14 protein-coding genes are annotated in these 16,477 nt (G+C 66.6%); 9 read left to right on the top strand and 5 right to left on the bottom strand.

What is annotated here, in order from left to right; all coding sequences use genetic code 11:
• Positions 1–33 precede the first annotated feature (33 nt).
• Together C5F44_RS14870 and C5F44_RS14865 are read left to right on the top strand one after the other, a co-directional pair.
• Positions 34–1,323, top strand: coding sequence for a citrate synthase (locus C5F44_RS14870; RefSeq protein ID WP_107674335.1), 1,290 nt, complete (start codon positions 34–36; stop codon positions 1,321–1,323).
• Between the two features lie 126 nt (positions 1,324–1,449).
• On the top strand, positions 1,450–2,181 hold the full coding sequence (locus tag C5F44_RS14865) for a heparan-alpha-glucosaminide N-acetyltransferase (protein ID WP_235822643.1): 732 nt from the start codon (positions 1,450–1,452) through the stop codon (positions 2,179–2,181).
• Positions 2,182–2,314: 133 nt separating this feature from the next.
• Here C5F44_RS14865 and C5F44_RS14860 read toward each other — a convergent pair whose 3' ends face one another.
• Positions 2,315–3,460: a type III PLP-dependent enzyme gene (locus C5F44_RS14860; protein WP_107674334.1), complete on the bottom strand. Its 1,146-nt coding sequence runs from the start codon at positions 3,458–3,460 to the stop codon at positions 2,315–2,317.
• A 216-nt stretch (positions 3,461–3,676) separates the two neighbouring features.
• Here C5F44_RS14860 and C5F44_RS14855 point away from each other — a divergent pair, with 216 nt between their 5' ends.
• Positions 3,677–4,108: an Lrp/AsnC family transcriptional regulator gene (locus tag C5F44_RS14855; protein WP_107674333.1), complete on the top strand. Its 432-nt coding sequence runs from the start codon at positions 3,677–3,679 to the stop codon at positions 4,106–4,108.
• A gap of 3 nt (positions 4,109–4,111) precedes the next feature.
• On the opposite strand, the gene C5F44_RS14850 is transcribed toward C5F44_RS14855, so the two are convergent.
• Positions 4,112–4,765, bottom strand: coding sequence for a winged helix-turn-helix transcriptional regulator (locus tag C5F44_RS14850; RefSeq protein ID WP_107674332.1), 654 nt, complete (start codon positions 4,763–4,765; stop codon positions 4,112–4,114).
• A 74-nt stretch (positions 4,766–4,839) separates the two neighbouring features.
• On the opposite strand from C5F44_RS14850, the gene C5F44_RS14845 reads away from it, so the two are divergent.
• The 5 genes from C5F44_RS14845 to C5F44_RS14825 all read left to right on the top strand — a co-directional run bounded on the left by C5F44_RS14845 (position 4,840) and on the right by C5F44_RS14825 (position 11,020).
• A complete protein-coding gene (locus C5F44_RS14845) occupies positions 4,840–5,193 on the top strand; it encodes a DUF1428 domain-containing protein (protein WP_107674331.1) in 354 nt (117 codons plus the stop codon).
• 3 nt (positions 5,194–5,196) lie between these two features.
• Positions 5,197–5,955: a VOC family protein gene (locus tag C5F44_RS14840; RefSeq protein ID WP_107674330.1), complete on the top strand. Its 759-nt coding sequence runs from the start codon at positions 5,197–5,199 to the stop codon at positions 5,953–5,955.
• Positions 5,952–6,599 carry a glutathione S-transferase family protein gene (locus C5F44_RS14835; RefSeq protein WP_107674329.1) on the top strand — a complete coding sequence of 216 codons (648 nt, stop codon included), beginning with the start codon at positions 5,952–5,954 and terminating at the stop codon, positions 6,597–6,599. The genes C5F44_RS14840 and C5F44_RS14835 overlap by 4 nt, the downstream gene beginning before the upstream one ends.
• A 90-nt stretch (positions 6,600–6,689) precedes the next feature.
• The gene (locus tag C5F44_RS14830; RefSeq protein ID WP_107674328.1) at positions 6,690–9,851 is read left to right on the top strand and encodes a valine--tRNA ligase; all 3,162 of its coding nucleotides are present in this window, start codon (positions 6,690–6,692) and stop codon (positions 9,849–9,851) included.
• A 65-nt stretch (positions 9,852–9,916) separates the two neighbouring features.
• Entirely contained in the window at positions 9,917–11,020 is a 1,104-nt protein-coding gene (locus tag C5F44_RS14825; protein ID WP_107674327.1) for a pyridoxal phosphate-dependent aminotransferase, read from the top strand.
• Positions 11,021–11,023: 3 nt separating this feature from the next.
• Here the strand turns inward: C5F44_RS14825 and C5F44_RS14820 are convergent, their stop codons facing one another.
• Together C5F44_RS14820 and gatB are read right to left on the bottom strand one after the other, a co-directional pair.
• Positions 11,024–11,419: a DUF4177 domain-containing protein gene (locus C5F44_RS14820; RefSeq protein WP_107674326.1), complete on the bottom strand. Its 396-nt coding sequence runs from the start codon at positions 11,417–11,419 to the stop codon at positions 11,024–11,026.
• A 107-nt stretch (positions 11,420–11,526) separates the two neighbouring features.
• Entirely contained in the window at positions 11,527–13,038 is a 1,512-nt protein-coding gene (gatB, locus tag C5F44_RS14815) for an Asp-tRNA(Asn)/Glu-tRNA(Gln) amidotransferase subunit GatB (RefSeq protein ID WP_107674325.1), read from the bottom strand.
• A gap of 288 nt (positions 13,039–13,326) precedes the next feature.
• On the opposite strand from gatB, the gene C5F44_RS14810 reads away from it, so the two are divergent.
• Positions 13,327–13,878 (top strand): lytic transglycosylase domain-containing protein, encoded by a 552-nt coding sequence (locus tag C5F44_RS14810; protein ID WP_412917554.1) that lies wholly within the window; start codon positions 13,327–13,329, stop codon positions 13,876–13,878.
• 15 nt (positions 13,879–13,893) lie between these two features.
• On the opposite strand, the gene pepN is transcribed toward C5F44_RS14810, so the two are convergent.
• A complete protein-coding gene (pepN, locus tag C5F44_RS14805) occupies positions 13,894–16,464 on the bottom strand; it encodes an aminopeptidase N (RefSeq protein WP_107674353.1) in 2,571 nt (856 codons plus the stop codon).
• Positions 16,465–16,477: the final 13 nt, after the last annotated feature.

Here is a 16,477-nt window from a genome sequence, read left to right as displayed (position 1 = left end):
GCGGCCGGGCCCGACACGGGGGACGTGAGACGAATGGCAGACAGAAAAGCGACGCTGACGCTGGACGGCAAGGAATTCGACCTTCCGGTCCTGCACCCCACCCTTGGCCCCGATGTCGTCGATATTCGCAAGCTCTACAGTGACGCCGACATCTTCACCTATGACCCCGGCTTCACCTCGACCGCCGCTTGCGAAAGCACGATCACCTATATCGACGGCGACAAGGGCGAACTTCTTTATCGCGGCTATCCGATCGAACAGCTTGCCGATAAATCGACCCATCTCGAAACCTGCTACCTGCTGCTTTACGGAGAGCTGCCGACCGCCAGCCAACTGGCCGATTTCACCAGCCGGGTGACGCGGCACACGATGGTGCATGAACAGATGCACTATTTCTTCCGCGGGTTCCGCCGCGACAGCCACCCGATGGCCACCATGGTGGGCGTGGTGGGCGCGATGTCGGCCTTCTACCATGACAGCCTTGACATCAACGATCCCTGGCAGCGCGAGGTTGCCGCGATCCGCATGATCGCCAAGCTGCCGACCATCGCCGCCATGGCCTACAAATATTCGGTCGGCCAGCCCTTCGTCTATCCGAAGAACTCGCTTTCCTATGCCGGCAACTTCCTGAACATGTGCTTCGCCATCCCGGCCGAGGACTATGTGGTCTCGCCGGTGCTGGAAAAGGCGATGGACCGCATCATGATGCTTCATGCGGACCACGAACAGAACGCCTCGACCTCGACCGTGCGTCTGGCCGGGTCTTCGGGCGCCAACCCGTTTGCCTGCATCGCGGCGGGCATTGCCTGCCTGTGGGGCCCGGCGCATGGCGGCGCCAACCAGGCCTGCCTGGAAATGCTGAAGGAAATCGGGACGGTTGACCGTATCCCGGAATTCATTGCCAAGGCCAAGGACAAGAATTCGGGCTTCCGCCTGATGGGCTTTGGCCACCGGGTCTACAAGAACTTCGACCCGCGCGCCAAGGTGATGAAGGAATCGGCCGACGAGGTGCTGGAGCTGCTGGGGGTTCACAACAACCCGCTGCTTCAGGTGGCCAAGGAGCTGGAGCGGATCGCGCTTTCGGACGAATACTTCATCTCGAAGAAACTTTACCCCAACGTCGATTTCTACTCGGGGATCATCCTTGAGGCGATGGGCTTCCCCACCTCGATGTTCACCCCGATCTTCGCGATTTCGCGCACGATCGGCTGGATTTCGCAGTGGCGAGAAATGATCGCCGACAAGAACCAGAAGATCGGCAGGCCGCGGCAGCTCTATATCGGGCCGAAACACCGCGACTATGTCGACGTTCGCCACCGCTGAGGCGGGCGCGAAGGGAACCGGAGCGAATGGGAGGGGCGGTCCGCGGGGCCGCCCTTTCTGCTTTGCCCCCTTCCGGTCCGGCCGGGCACGGGGCAGGATGCGCGGCAAGTATTGCGGGGGGCACGGGTGACGAAGGAACGGTATCTGGTCATTGACCTTGCCCGCACGGCGGCGCTGGCCGGCATGGTGGCGTTTCACTTCACCTATGACCTGGAGCTGTTCGGCCTGGTGGCCCCCGGCACCGCCGTGACCGGCTGGTTCTGGTACCATGCCCGGATCGTGGCCGGATCGTTCATTTTCCTGGCCGGGCTGTCGCTGTGGATGGCGCATGGACAGGGCATCCGCTGGCCCGCCTTCTGGCGGCGGCTGGTCAAGATCGGCGGCACGGCGGGGCTGGTGACGCTGGTCACCTGGGCCACCTTCTCGGCGCTGGGAGAGCCGCGCCTGACCATCTTCTACGGCATCCTTCATTCCATCGCCGTGTCGTCGCTGGTGGGGCTGTTGTTCCTGCGCCTGCCCGCCGTGGGGGTGCTGGCGGTGGCGGCCGGGGTTTTCGCCCTGCCCTATGTCTGGGCGCATCCTGCCTTTGACGGCTGGCTGATCTGGACCGGCCTGTCGGGGCGGGTGCCGATCACCGCGGATTATGAGCCGTTCTTCCCCTGGTTCGCGCCCTTTCTGGGCGGGATCGCACTGGGCAAGATCTTCAGCTTCCTTGGCCTCTGGCCGCATCTGGCCCTGCCCGCGACGCCGCTTCTGCGCCGGCTGGCCTGGCCGGGACAGCATTCGCTGGCGATCTATCTGATTCACCAGCCGGTGCTGATCGGGCTGGTGCTGGGCGCGGCCTGGCTTTTGGGCTGACCGCCGGCCGCGGGGGCGCTGCCCCCGCACCCCCGGGATATTTCAGGACAGATGAAAGGGCCGGCGCGCCGCGCAAAGGAAAAGCCCCCGCGCCGGGATGTCCGGGCGGGGGCTTTCCAGAAGGCGGGGCGGATCAGACCTTGAGGCTGAGGACCGTGGCCATCTGCAGATCGCCAAAGCCGTTGAAGCGGCTGTTGGTCACCACCGAGTAAGACCCCATGCCGTGCCAGATCAGATAATCGCCCTCGGCCAGACCGGCGGGCAGCGCGATTTCGCCCGGCAGGCGGTCAACCGAATCGCAGGTGGGGCCGAAGACGATGCGCGGCTTCAGCTTGCCCTTGCGCGGCGTGCCTTCGGCATCGACCACCTGGATACGGTCGATCACGCCGATCAGCGGCAGTTCGGTCAGCGTGCCATAGACGCCATCGTTCAGGAACACATGGTCGCCATCGCGCACCGCCTTGACCCGTGCGGCCAGCGTGAAGGCATCGCCGCACAGCGCCCGGCCCGGTTCGCAGACCAGAAGCGGGCGGTTCTCGCCGAAGGCTTCGGTCGCCACGCGGTCGATCAGGGCGAAAATCGCCTCAAGATCGGGCAGGACGGCCTGCATACGGTGGCTGGGGAAGCCGCCGCCGACGTTCAGCCGGGCAATGGTCACGCCGGCATCGGCCGCGATGCGGGCGGCTTCGCGGATGTAGGATTCCCAGGCGTGCGGGTCGGTGCATTGGGTGCCGGGGTGGAAGGTCAGCGAGGGCACGAAGCCCGCCGCCGCGACAACCTTGAGCAGCTCGGCCGCCAGTTCCTCGGTTGCGCCGAACTTGGCGCCGAAGTTGTAGGCCGCACCGGCGACCGGCAGCTTGAAACGCACGCTGATCTCGGTGCCCTCGGCGGGGACCAGTTCGATCAGCTTGGTCAGTTCGGTGCGGGAGTCCACGCTGTAGGACTTGACGCCGCGCGCGACCGCATGGGCGATTTCGGCGCGCGAGCGGACGGGGTTGTTGTAATGGATGGCCGCATCGGGCGCGAGGCGGCGGATCAGGTCGATCTCGAAGGCGCTGGCGCAGTCATAGCCGCGCACACCCGCCGCGGCGAGGTTCTCGATCATCTCTTCGCCCGGGTTCGACTTGACCGCATAGGTCACCATGCCGGGAAAGCCGTCGATGAAGCGGCGGGCGTTCGCCTGCACCACGGTGGGCGCGAAGAACAGCACCGGGTTCTCCGGTGCTTCGGTGCGGAGGTATTCGGTCGGATTGGTCCAGATCGTTTTGGACAGTCCCATCGGCGTATCCTTTCTGCCAATGAAGACGCATCGCCCTTTGCCCCGTGCAGTCTGGGGGTGCGGGCACCAGCGTGGTTTCCTTGAACCAGGCCAGGTGCGTATGAGCCGCCCTTTTCCTGCAGTGAGGATGCGCGATATGGGTGACATCTTCACCGGAAGAAACTATATATTTGCCTTGAAACATCGTCAGAATGACGAAATCGGAAAGCAGATTGCATGGATGAACTGGATCGCAACATCATCGGCCTGCTGGGCGCCGACGCCCGCATGTCGGTGGCCACGCTGGCGCGGCGGCTGAAAGTCGCGCGCAGCACGATCCAGGCCCGGCTGGAACGGCTTGAAACCAACGGTGTGATCGTCGGCTATACGCTGAAACTGGGCGAAACCGCGCGCGAGGGGCGGCTGCGCACCTCGGTTCTGCTGACGATCGAGCCGCGGGCGCAAGGCGCGATTCTGACCCGGCTGAAGGCGATTCACGAGGTGGAGCGCGTCTTCACCACCTCGGGGCGATTCGACTTTCTGTTGCAGATCGCCTGCCCCAATACGCAGGTGCTGGATCAGGTGCTGGACCAGATCGGCGCCATGACCGGGGTGAAATCCTCGGAAAGCCTGATCCACCTGTCGACCAAGATCGACCGGGCGGTGTGACGATCACCCGGCGGGGCGCAGCGCGAACAGGTTGACGAAGGCCTGCCCTTCGGCCGGATCCCCGGAAAAGCCGATGACGCCGGCCGCCGTGACCGCCAGCGGTTCGGGGCCGTAGATCGCGCGCGCCATGGCGTTGGTGCCGCCTTCAAAGCGCAGGGGCGCCGCCGGATCGTCGCCCCGCGCCACGCGGCAGGCCCCGGAGGCGATGTCCATGGTGAAGCTGTCCTCGGCCAGACGGAACACCGCCTTGTGCGTGGCGGTCCGCACCGGCGCGCACATCGCGCGCATCGACAACATCAGCGCCGTGGGGCTGATGAACAGGCGCGGATCATGGCCCGGCATCCCCGCCCCCCAGCGGCACAGGGCGCGGATCACCGGCCAGAGCCCCTGCCCGGCCGCCGTCAGGCGGTAAAGCGTGATCTTTTCGGGATCGGGCAGATCCTCGCGGCGCAGGATGCCCGCAGCGGCCAGTTGTTCCAGCCGCTGGGTCAGCACATTGGCGCTGATGCCCGGCAGGCCCGCCCGCAGCGCCCCGAAGCGGCGCGGACCCAGCATCAGTTCGCGCACCACCAGCAGCGCCCAGCGGTCGCCGATCAGATCCAGCGCATGGGCGGCGATGCAGCCTTCGTCATAGGACCGCCGGTTCGGCCTGGTCATATTACATAACTTTCAGTTGCTTTTTATAACTATAGCCGCCACCCTGCGCGATACAAGAGTGAAGGGAGGGTGTGATGGCCTATCTGGATGGTTTCGTGATTCCGGTTCCGACGGCGAACCGCGAGGTTTATCGCCAGCATGAGGAGGAGTTCTGGCCCCAGTTCAAGGCAATGGGGGCGCTGAGTCTGGTCGTGGGCTGGGGCGACGATGTGCCGCCCGGCAAGCAGACCGACTTCTTCCGCGCGGTCGCCGCGACGCCCGAGGAAACCGTGGTCTTTGCCATGCTGACCTGGCCCGACAAGGCCACCCGCGATGCGGCCTACAAGAAGATGATGGAAGACCCTGCCCATGAGCAGGTGGAAATGCCCTTCGACGGCCGCCGGATGATCTATGGCGGCTTCACCCCGATCTTCAGCGCCGGAGTCTGAGAGATGAGCGTTCAAGGTGCCCCCTGCTGGTATGAACTGGCAACGCCCGAGGTTGCGGCGTCGCAGGCCTTTTATGGCCCGGTGCTGGGCTGGGGCTTTCAGGATGCCGGGATGGAGGGGTTTTCCTACATCCTGGCCATGATGGACAAGGCGATGGTCGCCGGGCTGATGCAGCCGGACGCGCCGATGCCCTGTTTCTGGCTGGTCTATTTCGCGGTGGACGACTGCGACGCGACCGTGGCCCGCATCACGGCGCTGGGGGGTGCGGTGCATCGCGCCCCGGCCGATATTCCGGGCACCGGCCGCTTTGCCATCGTGACCGATCCGCAGGGCGCGGCCTTCGGCCTGTTGCAGCCCCTGCCCGGCCAGCAAGGCAGCGCCTTTGACCAGAAGAAATCCGGTCATGGCAACTGGCATGAGCTGAACACCACCGCGCCCGAGGCCGCGCTGGCGTTTTACGGCGATCTGATGGGCTGGACGCCGTCCACCGCCATGCCGATGGGCGAAATGGGCACCTATCAACTGTTCGCGCGGGAAGGCGCCGACATCGGCGGCATGATGCGGCTGATGGCGCCGCCCGGCGTGCCGCCGCATTGGCTGCCCTATTTCGGTGCCCCCGGCATTGACACCGCCAAGGCGGCGGTGCTGGCCGGCGGCGGGCAGGTGCTGCACGGGCCGGTCGAGGTGCCGGGCGGGGCCTATATCATCATCGCGCAAGACCCGCAGGGCGCGGTCTTTGGCGTGGTGGGGCCGCAGGGATGACCGGCCCTGTCACCCTGACCACCTATGACTGGGTGCCGCAAAGCCCGCGCGGCCATGTCCGCGACCTGCGCGTGCGCTGGCTGCTCGAGGAGATCGGCCGCCCCTACCGGGTGGAGACGACGCCGCTGATGGACAAGACGCCCGAGCATTTCGCGCAGCAGCCCTTCGGGCAGGTGCCCTTTGTGCGCGACGGGGATCTGGTGCTGTTCGAAAGCGGCGCAATCCTGCTGCATCTGGCCCGCGACACGCCGCTTCTGCCCGGAGGCGACGATGGCGCCCGCGTGCTGCAATGGGTGATCGCGGGGCTGAACTCGGTCGAGGTCTGGGCGATGTTCTGGGTGGTGGCCAAGCTGTTCCGCAAGGATGACGAGGCCGCCGCCCGCGAAGCCGTGCTGCTGGGGCAAAGGCTGGGCCAGCTTGAGGCCGCGCTGGCGGGCAAGGACTGGCTGGTCGCGGACCGCTTCACCGTGGCCGATCTGCTGATGGCCGACATCCTGCGCATCCCGGCGGCACACGGCTTTCTGGACGGGTTGCCGGGATTGCAGGCCTATCTGGCCCGCGCCACCGGCCGCCCGGCCTGTGGCAAGGCGCTGGCCGACCAGATGGCGCATTGGGCCGAGGCCGACCGCCGCCGCGCGGCCTGATCGCGGCGGCAACAGGGCGGGGCGCACGCGGGCAACTTGCCCCTGCGCCCCGCAAGGGCTAAATCCCGCGCAGCACACGGGAGACGCCAGATGCCGATGGAAAAGACCTTCAACGCCGCCGAGGCCGAGGCCCGCCTCTCGAAGCTGTGGCTTGAGAGCAAGGCCTTCGCGGCCGGGGCCAATGCCAAGCCCGGACACCCCGCCTTTTCCATCATGATCCCGCCGCCGAATGTCACCGGCAGCCTGCATATGGGCCATGCCTTCAACAACACCCTGCAGGACATTCTGGTGCGCTGGCACCGGATGCGGGGCGACGATACGCTGTGGCAGCCCGGCACCGACCATGCGGGCATCGCGACGCAGATGGTGACGGAACGCGAGCTGGCGAAAACCAACCGCCGCCGCAGCGATTTCACCCGCGAGGAATTCACCGGGCTGGTCTGGGACCAGAAGCGCAAGTCGCGCGGCACCATCATCGGCCAGTTGCAGCGGCTTGGCGCAAGCTGCGACTGGGACCGCGAGGCCTTTACCATGTCGGGCGCCCCCGGTGCGCCCGAGGGCGAGGAAGGCAACTTCCACGACGCGGTGATCAAGGTCTTTGTCGATCTTTACAACAAGGGCCTGATCTACCGCGGCAAGCGGCTGGTGAACTGGGACCCGCATTTCGAGACCGCCATTTCGGACCTTGAGGTCGAACAGACCGAGGTGGCCGGCCATATGTGGCACTTCAAGTATCCGCTGGCGGGGGGCGAGACCTATATCTACCGCGAGAAGGATGCCGGGGGGCGCGTGATCCTGGAAGAGGAACGCGATTACATCAGCATCGCCACCACGCGGCCTGAAACCATGCTGGGCGACGGCGCCGTCGCGGTTCATCCATCAGATGAGCGTTACGCGCCAATCGTCGGGAAACTTTGCGAAATCCCGGTTGGGCCGAAGGAACACCGCCGCCTGATCCCGATCATCACCGACGAATATCCCGATCCGAATTTTGGTTCGGGCGCGGTCAAGATCACCGGCGCGCATGACTTCAACGACTATGGCGTCGCCGCCCGCAACGACATTCCCTGTTACCGGCTGATGGACACCCGCGCGCAGATGCGGGCCGATGGCCTGCCCTATGATCAGGCGGCCGCGATCGCGCAGCGCCTGTCGCGGGCCTGGCTGGTGGCCAAAGGCTATGCAACGCCCGGCATCGCGGAGCAGCCCTTTGCCCTGTCGGAAGCCGAGATCGACGCGCTGAACCTGGTGCCTGACGACCTGCGCGGGCTGGATCGCTACGAGGCGCGCAAGCGCGTGGTCGAGCAGATCAACGCCGAAGGTCTGGCCGTTACCGTGCTGCAGAAATCGGTCGACAAGGAAACCGGCGCGGAACACCTGGAACGGGTGCCCTATGTCGAGGCGAAGCCGATCATGCAGCCCTTCGGGGACCGATCAAAAGTGGTGATCGAGCCGATGCTGACCGACCAGTGGTTCGTGGACACCGCCAAGATCGTGGAACCGGCGCTGGACGCGGTGCGGACGGGCAAGACGAAGATCATCCCGCCAAGCGGCGAGAAGACCTATTATCACTGGCTGGAAAACATCGAACCCTGGTGCATCAGCCGCCAGCTTTGGTGGGGGCATCAGATCCCGGTGTGGTATGGCTTCGACCTTTCCGCCCCCGGCTTTACCGATGATGAAGGCGATCAGGCGCTGGACAATGTGGAAATCCTGCGCGTTCTGGGCGACGGTGGGCCTGTCGCGCGCGAGACCTCCTCGCAGTGTGCGGCCGATTTCACCGCCGTCTCTGACCGCTTCCGCGACGATCTGGCCGCGCTGCCGCATCCGCTGAACCATGCCCGTATCGTGGAAGTGGCCGACCGCGCCGCCGCAGCCGAGGCCCTTGCCGCCTCACTTGCGGCCTATGAGGTGGATCAGGATGCAACGCGCCTGACCTACCCTGTCTGGCGCGACCCCGACGTTCTTGACACCTGGTTCTCCTCCGGCCTCTGGCCCATCGGCACGCTGGGTTGGCCCGAGCAGACGCCCGAGTTGCAACGCTATTTCCCGACCTCGGTGCTGATCACCGGGCAGGATATCCTGTTCTTCTGGGTTGCCCGGATGATGATGATGCAGCTTGCCGTGGTGGACGAAATTCCGTTCCACACCGTCTATCTGCATGGCCTTGTGCGCGACGCCAAGGGCAAGAAGATGTCGAAGTCGCTGGGCAATGTCATCGACCCGCTGGAGATCATCGACGAATTCGGCGCCGATGCGCTGCGCTTTGCCAATGCGGCCATGGCCAGCCTTGGCGGCGTGCTGAAGATGGACACCAGCCGGATCGCCGGCTACCGCAACTTCGGCACCAAGCTGTGGAACGCCTGCCGTTTTGCCGAGATGAACGGCGTCTGGGAGGGCCATGCCACCCAAAGCGCGCCGCCCGCCCCCAAGGCGACGGCGAACCGTTGGATCATTGGCGAGACCGCCCGCACGCTGGCCGAAGTGAACGCGGCGCTGGCCGACTTCCGCTTCGATCAGGCGGCGGATGCGCTGTATCGCTTCGTCTGGGGCAAGGTTTGCGACTGGTATGTCGAATTCGCCAAGCCGCTGTTCGACGGCCCGGATGCGGCGGAAACCCGCGCCACCATGGCCTGGGTGCTGGACCAGTCGATGATTCTGCTGCACCCGTTCATGCCCTTCATCACCGAAGACCTGTGGGGCACCACCGGCACCCGCGCCAAGCTGCTGGTGCATACCGACTGGCCGACCTACGGGCTGGATCTGGTGCAGGCGGATGCGCAGGCCGAAATGGGCTTTGTCACCGGGCTGATCGAGGAAATCCGTTCGGCCCGGGCGCAGGTGCATGTGCCGGTCGGCCTGAAGATCGACCTTGTGGCGACCGAGCTTTCCGCCGCCGCCCGCGCCGCCTGGGAGCGGAACGAAGCCATCATCCGGCGGCTGGCGCGGATTGACAGCTTTGCCGAAGGCCCCGCCCCCAAGGGCGCCATCGCGCTGGCGCTGGAAGGCGCGGCCTTTGCCATTCCGCTGGCCGGGCTGATCGACATCGCGGAAGAAAAGGCGCGTCTGCAAAAGACGCTGGACAAGCTGCGCAAGGAAATCGGCGGGCTGAAAGGCCGGCTCGACAACCCGAACTTCGTCAAATCCGCGCCCGAGGATGTGGTGGAGGAAGCGAAGTCCAACCTTGAGGCGCGCGAGGACGAGGCCGCCAAGGTGGATGCGGCGCTGAAGCGGCTGGCCGATCTGGGCTGACCGGGCGGCGGGTTGCGCAAGGCATCACCCTTGCGCAGCCCCGATTGCCATGCCACCAAACCGGCATGAGCCGCTTTCTGACACATCACGCCGCCGCCCTGCCCTCGACCGTGCCGTTCACCGGCCCCGAAACGCTGGAACGGCGGCAGGGCCGTGCGTTCCGTGCGCGGCTTGGGGCGAATGAAAGCCTGTTCGGCCCCTCGCCCCGCGCGCTGGCCGCCATGCAGGCCGCCGCCGCCGAGGTGTGGAAATATGCCGACCCGGAAAACCATGATCTGAAGCAGGCGCTGGCCCGGCATCACGGCTGCAAGCCCGAGAACATTGTGGTGGGCGGCGGGATCGACACGATGCTGGGCCTGCTGTGCCGGCTGACGCTAGAACCGGGCACGCCGGTCGTCACCAGTCTGGGCGCCTATCCGACCTTCAACTTCCATGTGGCGGGCTATGGCGGGGCGCTGACGCGCGTTCCCTATGCGGGCCGCCACGAAGACCCGGCCGCGCTGCTGGCCGCCGCTGGCGCGCAGACCGCGCGGCTTTTGTATCTGGCCAACCCCGACAACCCGATGGGCAGCCACCACCCCGGCCGCGTTATCGAGGATCTGGTGGCCAACCTGCCGCCCGAGACCCTGCTTCTGCTGGACGAGGCCTATGCCGACCTGGCCCCGCCCGAGGCGATTCCGGCGATTGCGGCCGATCATCCGCAGGTCATCCGCTTCCGCACCTTTTCCAAGGGCTATGGAATGGCGGGGGCGCGGGTGGGCTATGCCATTGCCGAACCCGGCCTTGCGCTGGCCTTCGACAAGGTGCGCGACCATTTCGGCATGGGCCGGATCGGCCAGATCGGCGCGCTGGAGGCGTTGCGCGATCAGGACTGGCTGGCGCAGATCCGCCGCAATATCGAGGCGGGACGCGACCGGATGGGGCGCATTGCGCGGGCGAACGGGCTGGAGCCCCTGCCCTCGGCCACCAATTTCGTCACGATTGACACCGGGCGCGACGGCGATTTCGCCCGCGCCGTGCTGGCCGGCTGTCAGGAGCGGGGCCTGTTCATCCGTATGCCGGGCGTGGCGCCGCTGGACCGCTGCCTGCGGATCAGCCTTGGCCCCGAGGCCGCGCTGGATGTGGTTGAGGAAATCCTGCCGCAAGCCTTGCGGGCAGCGGGCGGCTGAGGGTCAGTCGCGCGCCGGGCCAAGTGCCGGGGCGGCCCCTTCGGGCGCGGTGGCGGTGGCGCCCAGACGGGCGGCGGGGGCCTCGACACGGGCCGTCACCACAGGGGCGCGCAGGACGGGTTCGTCCATCTCTTCATCGACCTCGGGCCAGACATCGCCGCCCCGCCGCAGCGCGCGGCGGAACACCAGCAGGTTCTGAACCGTGGTCTTGGTGCCGGTCAGCCCGGCGCGTTCGTCGCAGGGCAGCGCATCGGCGCGCACATATTCCCAGCCCTCGGCGGCCATTTCGTTCATCGCCGTGGTCAGGGCCAGCGCGAAGCGTTCTTCCGTGGTCTTTACCCCGCGGGCTTTTTCGCCACGGCGCGGGGCGGGCACGACCCGATATTCGAACTGCTGCATCAGGAACTCCGGGGGCTACGGCGGACAACACGGTATGGCCTTTGCCCGCAACAGGCAAATGACGAGGCCGTCAGCGCCGGCCTGCGGGGCCGGCGCCGGGGGCGGGATCAGAGACCCAGCTTCTTCATCACCAGATCGTTGACGGCGGCCGGGGCGGCCTTGCCGCCGGTGGCCTTCATCACCTGCCCGACGAACCAGCCGGCCAGCTTGGGGTTCTGCTTGGCCTTTTCCACCTGCGCGGGGTTTTCCGCGATGATGGCATCCACCGCCGCCTCGATCGCGCCGGTGTCGGTGACCTGCTTCATGCCGCGCGCCTCGACGATGGCCGCCGGATCGCCGCCTTCGGTCCAGACAATTTCGAACAGATCCTTGGCGATCTTGCCCGAAATGGTGCCGGCGCTGATCAGTTCGACGATGCCGCCCAGTTGGGCTGCCGAAACCGGGCTGTCGGCAATCTCTTGCCCTTCCTTCTTGAGCCGGCCGAACAGTTCGTTGATGACCCAGTTCGCGGCCAGCTTGCCGTCACGGCCCTGCGCCACGGCTTCGAAATAGCGCGCGGCGTCCAGTTCGGCGGTCAGCACCGAGGCGTCATAATCGGTCAGGCCGAAATCGGCCATGAAGCGGGCCTTCTTGGCGTCAGGCAGTTCGGGCATGGTGGCGGCGATGCCGTCCACCCAGGCCTGTTCGATTTCCAGCGGCAGAAGGTCGGGGTCGGGGAAGTAGCGGTAATCATGCGCCTCTTCCTTGGACCGCATCGACCGCGTTTCGCCCTTGTCGGGATCGTAGAGGCGGGTTTCCTGCACGATGCTGCCGCCGTCTTCCAGAATGGCGATCTGGCGGCGGGCCTCATACTCAATGGCCTGCTGGATGAACCGCATCGAGTTCATGTTCTTGATTTCGCAGCGGGTGCCGAGATGGCTGAAATCCTGCGTTTCCTGGTATTTCTCATACTGGCCCGGCCGGCAGACGGACACGTTCACGTCGGCCCGCAGGTTGCCGTTCTGCATGTTGCCGTCGCAGGTGCCAAGGTAGCGCAGGATCTGGCGCAGCTTGCCGACATAGGCGGCGGCTTCTTCGGGGCCGCGAATATCGGGGCGGCTGACGATTTCCATCAGCGCCACGCCGGTACGGTTGTAGTCCACGAAGGACAGGTTCGGGTCGATGTCATGGATCGACTTGCCGGCATCCTGTTCCAGGTGGATGCGTTCGATCCGCACCAGACGGGCAATCCCCGGCCCCATTTCCACGATCACTTCCCCCTCGCCCACGATGGGGTGGTAAAGCTGGGAAATCTGGTAGCCTTGCGGCAGGTCGGGGTAAAAGTAGTTCTTGCGGTCGAAGGCCGAGGTCAGGTTGATCTGCGCCTTGAGCCCGAGCCCGGTGCGCACCGCCTGTTCCACGCAGAATTCGTTGAGCACGGGCAGCATCCCGGGCATCGCGCAATCGACGAAGCTGACATTGGTGTTCGGTTCCGCCCCGAAGGTGGTGGAGGCGCCCGAGAACAGCTTGGCGTTGCTGGCCACCTGGGCGTGGATTTCCATCCCGATCACCAGTTCCCAATCGTGCTTGGCACCCTGAATGACTTTGGGCTTGGGCGTGGCAAAGGTCAGGTCGAGCATGGCATCCTTCCGGTGTTCCGGGCTTGATCCCTTGCGTTTAGGCCGCAGGGCGGCGCGGGGCAAGAGGGCGCGCGATGGCCACGGGTGGCAGATTCCCGCGCATCGGCCGGCCGGCGGTTTGGTGGACGGGCCTGTCGGCGGTATAGGAGCCGCCAGAGCCAACTGCCATTGGACATACCCTTGACGTTGACCACACTCGCCCAAGGCGCCGCAAAGGCCGGTTCGCGCCGCCCTGCCCGCGCCGCCGTGCTGCGCCCCTCCCTGTGCCGGGCGGCCTGTCTTGCCCTTCTGCCGTTGCTGGCGGCCTGCGTCAGCAGCGCCAAGGAACCCGAGGCGCCCCCGGTGATGCGCTGGGACCACCGCCCCGAGGCGATGCACTGGACCAAGGCCGCGATGAACGCGGTGGCCGAAAAGGATGACGTGCTGGCCGAGCGCGTGCCCGCCGACATTGCCACCTGGTGCCCCGGCTATGCCAAGGCCAGCCTTGAGGAACGCCGCGCCTTCTGGGTGGGCGTGCTGAGCGCCGTGTCCAAGCACGAAAGCGGCTGGAACCCGAAGGCGGCGGGCGGCGGCGGGCGCTATATGGGGCTGATGCAGATTTCGCCCCGCACCGCCCGCGACCAGGGCTGCGAGGCGCAAAGCGCCGGCGCCCTGAAGGACGGCAGCGCCAATCTGGCCTGCGCGGTGGAAATCCTGGCCGATGACGTGGGCCGCGACGGCGTGGTTGCCGGCCCCGGAAACCGGGGCGTGGGCCGGGACTGGATGCCCTTCCGCAAGGCCGACAAGCGGGCCGACATGGCCGCCTGGACCCGCGTTCAGGAATGGTGCCAGGCCGGCTGAGGCCGGCCCGGCCCCTTAGCCCGCCAGCATCCGCCCCGCCATTTCCGACAGGTCGCGCGACAGGCCCGGCGCCGCCAGAATGCGCCGCAGTTCGGCCTGCGCCAGCGCCTGACGCCCGGCATCGTAGCGCCGCCAGGTTTCGAAAGCGGTGGACATGCGGGCGGCGGTCTGCGGGTTCAGCGGATCAAGTTTCAGCAGCCAGTCGGCCACGGTGCGATACCCGTCGCCGCCGGCATGGTGAAAGCCCGCGTGATTGCCGGACAGGGCGCCGATGACAGCGCGGAAGCGGTTGGGGTTCTTCCAGTCGAAATCGGGGCGCTCGGTCAGGCGGCGGGTGACGGCGGCGGCCTGATCGGGCGCGGCCAGCGCGACCTGCAACGCGAACCACTTGTCCATCACCAGCGCATTGCCGGACCAGCGGGTTTCGAACCGCGCCAGTTCCGCAGCGCCCTTGCCGATGTCGAGCAGCGCCGCCAGCGCGCCGACCTCTTCGGTCATGTTGTTGGCGGTGGCATAGGCGGCTTCGGCCGCGGCCCCGCCATCGACACGCGCCAGAAGCTGGATCGCGGCGGTTTTCAGCGCCCGCCGCCCGGCGGCCCGCGCATCGGCGGTGAAGGGACCGCTGTCGGTCAGCCCGGCGATCAGCCCCGGCAGATGCGGGGCCAGCCGCTGCGCCAGCGCCGTCGCTGCCGCGCGGCGGGCGGCGCGGATCGCGTCGGGGTCGGGCACGGTGCCGGCGGCGTGCAGGGTCTGGGCGATGTCATCCTCGGCCGGCAGGCGCAGGGCCAGCGCGCGGAAGGCCGGATCAAGGCTGTCATCCAGCACCAGTTGCGGCAGCGCCTCGGCCCAGGCGGGCGAGACCCCTGCCCCCTTGGCGACCATCGCCACCAGCATGTCACGGGCCAGCGACCGGCCCGCTTCCCAGCGGTTGAACGGGTCTGTGTCATGGGCCAGCAGGAAAGCGCGTTCCTGTGCGCTGACGGCGCGTTCCAGCACCACCGGGGCGGAAAAGCCGCGCAGGATGGACGGGATCGGCCGCGCGGCCAGCCCTTCGAAGCGGAAGCTCTGGCTGCCCTTGGTCAGTTCCAGAACGGTGGTGGGCACCACCTCGTCGCCATTGGGGTTCAGCAGGCCCACGGCGACCGGAATGACCTTGGCCCCCTTGTCGGGCTGGCCCGGCGTGGGCGGGTTCACCTGCGTCAGCGTCAGCGTATAGGTGCCGCCCTGCGGGCCGGGATTCCACGCTTCGCTGACCGTCACACGGGGGGTACCGGCTTCGGAATACCAGCGCTTGAACTGCGTCAGGTCGCGGCCGGTGGCATCTTCGAACACCTTGAGCCAGTCTTCGATGGTGGCGGCGTGGCCGTCGTGGCGGTCGAAATACAGGTCAAGCGCGCGGGCATAGCCGTCATCGCCCACCAGCCGCTTGAGCATCCCGATGATCTCGGCGCCCTTTTCATAGACCGTGGCGGTGTAGAAGTTGTTGATCTCGACAAAGCTCTCGGGCCGGACGGGATGGGCGAGCGGTCCCTGATCCTCGCGGAACTGGCGGGCGCGCAGGGTCAGCACATCCTCGATCCGCTTCACGGCATGGCTGCGCATGTCGCCGGAGAACTGCTGGTCGCGGAAGACGGTCAGCCCTTCCTTGAGGCAAAGCTGGAACCAGTCGCGGCAGGTGATGCGGTTGCCGGTCCAGTTGTGGAAGTATTCATGGGCGATCACCGCCTCGATGCGGGCGTAATCGTCGTCGGTGGCGGTTTCCGGGCTGGCCAGCACGAGCTTGGAGTTGAAGATGTTCAGCCCCTTGTTCTCCATCGCGCCCATGTTGAAATCATCGACGGCGACGATGTTGAACACGTCCAGATCGTATTCGCGGCCGTAGGTGTCTTCGTCCCATTTCATCGAGCGGATCAGGCTGTCCATCGCATAGGCGCAGCGGTCGATGTCGGCGGCGCGGACCCAGACCGCCAGATCGACGGCGCGGCCCGAGCGGGTGGTGAAGCTGTCGCGATGCGCCACCAGATCGCCCGCCACCAGCGCGAAAAGATAGGCGGGCTTGGGCCAGGGATCGTGCCATTCGGCCCAGCCGGGGCCGCTGGCCACCGGGTTGCCGTTCGACAGAAGCACCGGCAGATCGCTTTCGATGCGCACCTTGAAGGGCGCCATCACATCGGGGCGGTCGGGGTAGAAGGTGATCTTGCGGAAACCCTCGGCCTCGCACTGGGTGCAATACATGCCCTTCGACATGTAAAGCCCTTCCAGCGCGGTATTGGTTTCGGGCGAAATCTCGACCGTGGTTTCCAGCACGAAGGGCGCCTCGGGCAAGAGGTCGGCGGGCACGGTCAGGCCGGTGTCATCGGGCGTCAGGTCCAGAAGCGTGCCGTCCAGACGGACCGAGACCAGCCGCAGGTCTTCGCCATCCAGCCGCAGCACATGGCGGCCCCGGGCGGCGGGGTTCGGGCGCAGGTGCAGCCGCGCATCGACGCGGGTGGCCCTGGGGGCCAGCCGGACGGTCAGGTCGACCTGATCGACCAGATGGCTGTAGGGGCGGTAATCGGACAGATAGACGGTGCGGGGATCGGTCATGGCAGACTCCGGT

Source organism: Fuscovulum blasticum DSM 2131 (genome assembly GCF_003034965.1).
GTDB classification, from domain to species: Bacteria; Pseudomonadota; Alphaproteobacteria; order Rhodobacterales; family Rhodobacteraceae; genus Pseudogemmobacter; species Pseudogemmobacter blasticus.
The sequence above is the reverse complement of the archived record's forward strand: the minus strand, read 5'-3'. Positions and strand labels throughout refer to the sequence as shown.

What these genes read in the sequence shown, in the direction of transcription:
- C5F44_RS14830 (WP_107674328.1), top strand. Translation starts at nt 6,690, where the DNA reads ATGCCGATGGAAAAGACCTTCAACGCCGCCGAGGCCGAGGCCCGCCTC.
- pepN (WP_107674353.1), bottom strand. Translation starts at nt 16,464, where the DNA reads ATGACCGATCCCCGCACCGTCTATCTGTCCGATTACCGCCCCTACAGC.
- C5F44_RS14820 (WP_107674326.1), bottom strand. Translation starts at nt 11,419, where the DNA reads ATGCAGCAGTTCGAATATCGGGTCGTGCCCGCCCCGCGCCGTGGCGAA.
- C5F44_RS14840 (WP_107674330.1), top strand. Translation starts at nt 5,197, where the DNA reads ATGAGCGTTCAAGGTGCCCCCTGCTGGTATGAACTGGCAACGCCCGAG.
- C5F44_RS14855 (WP_107674333.1), top strand. Translation starts at nt 3,677, where the DNA reads ATGGATGAACTGGATCGCAACATCATCGGCCTGCTGGGCGCCGACGCC.
- C5F44_RS14825 (WP_107674327.1), top strand. Translation starts at nt 9,917, where the DNA reads ATGAGCCGCTTTCTGACACATCACGCCGCCGCCCTGCCCTCGACCGTG.
- gatB (WP_107674325.1), bottom strand. Translation starts at nt 13,038, where the DNA reads ATGCTCGACCTGACCTTTGCCACGCCCAAGCCCAAAGTCATTCAGGGT.
- C5F44_RS14870 (WP_107674335.1), top strand. Translation starts at nt 34, where the DNA reads ATGGCAGACAGAAAAGCGACGCTGACGCTGGACGGCAAGGAATTCGAC.
- C5F44_RS14860 (WP_107674334.1), bottom strand. Translation starts at nt 3,460, where the DNA reads ATGGGACTGTCCAAAACGATCTGGACCAATCCGACCGAATACCTCCGC.
- C5F44_RS14835 (WP_107674329.1), top strand. Translation starts at nt 5,952, where the DNA reads ATGACCGGCCCTGTCACCCTGACCACCTATGACTGGGTGCCGCAAAGC.
- C5F44_RS14845 (WP_107674331.1), top strand. Translation starts at nt 4,840, where the DNA reads ATGGCCTATCTGGATGGTTTCGTGATTCCGGTTCCGACGGCGAACCGC.
- C5F44_RS14850 (WP_107674332.1), bottom strand. Translation starts at nt 4,765, where the DNA reads ATGACCAGGCCGAACCGGCGGTCCTATGACGAAGGCTGCATCGCCGCC.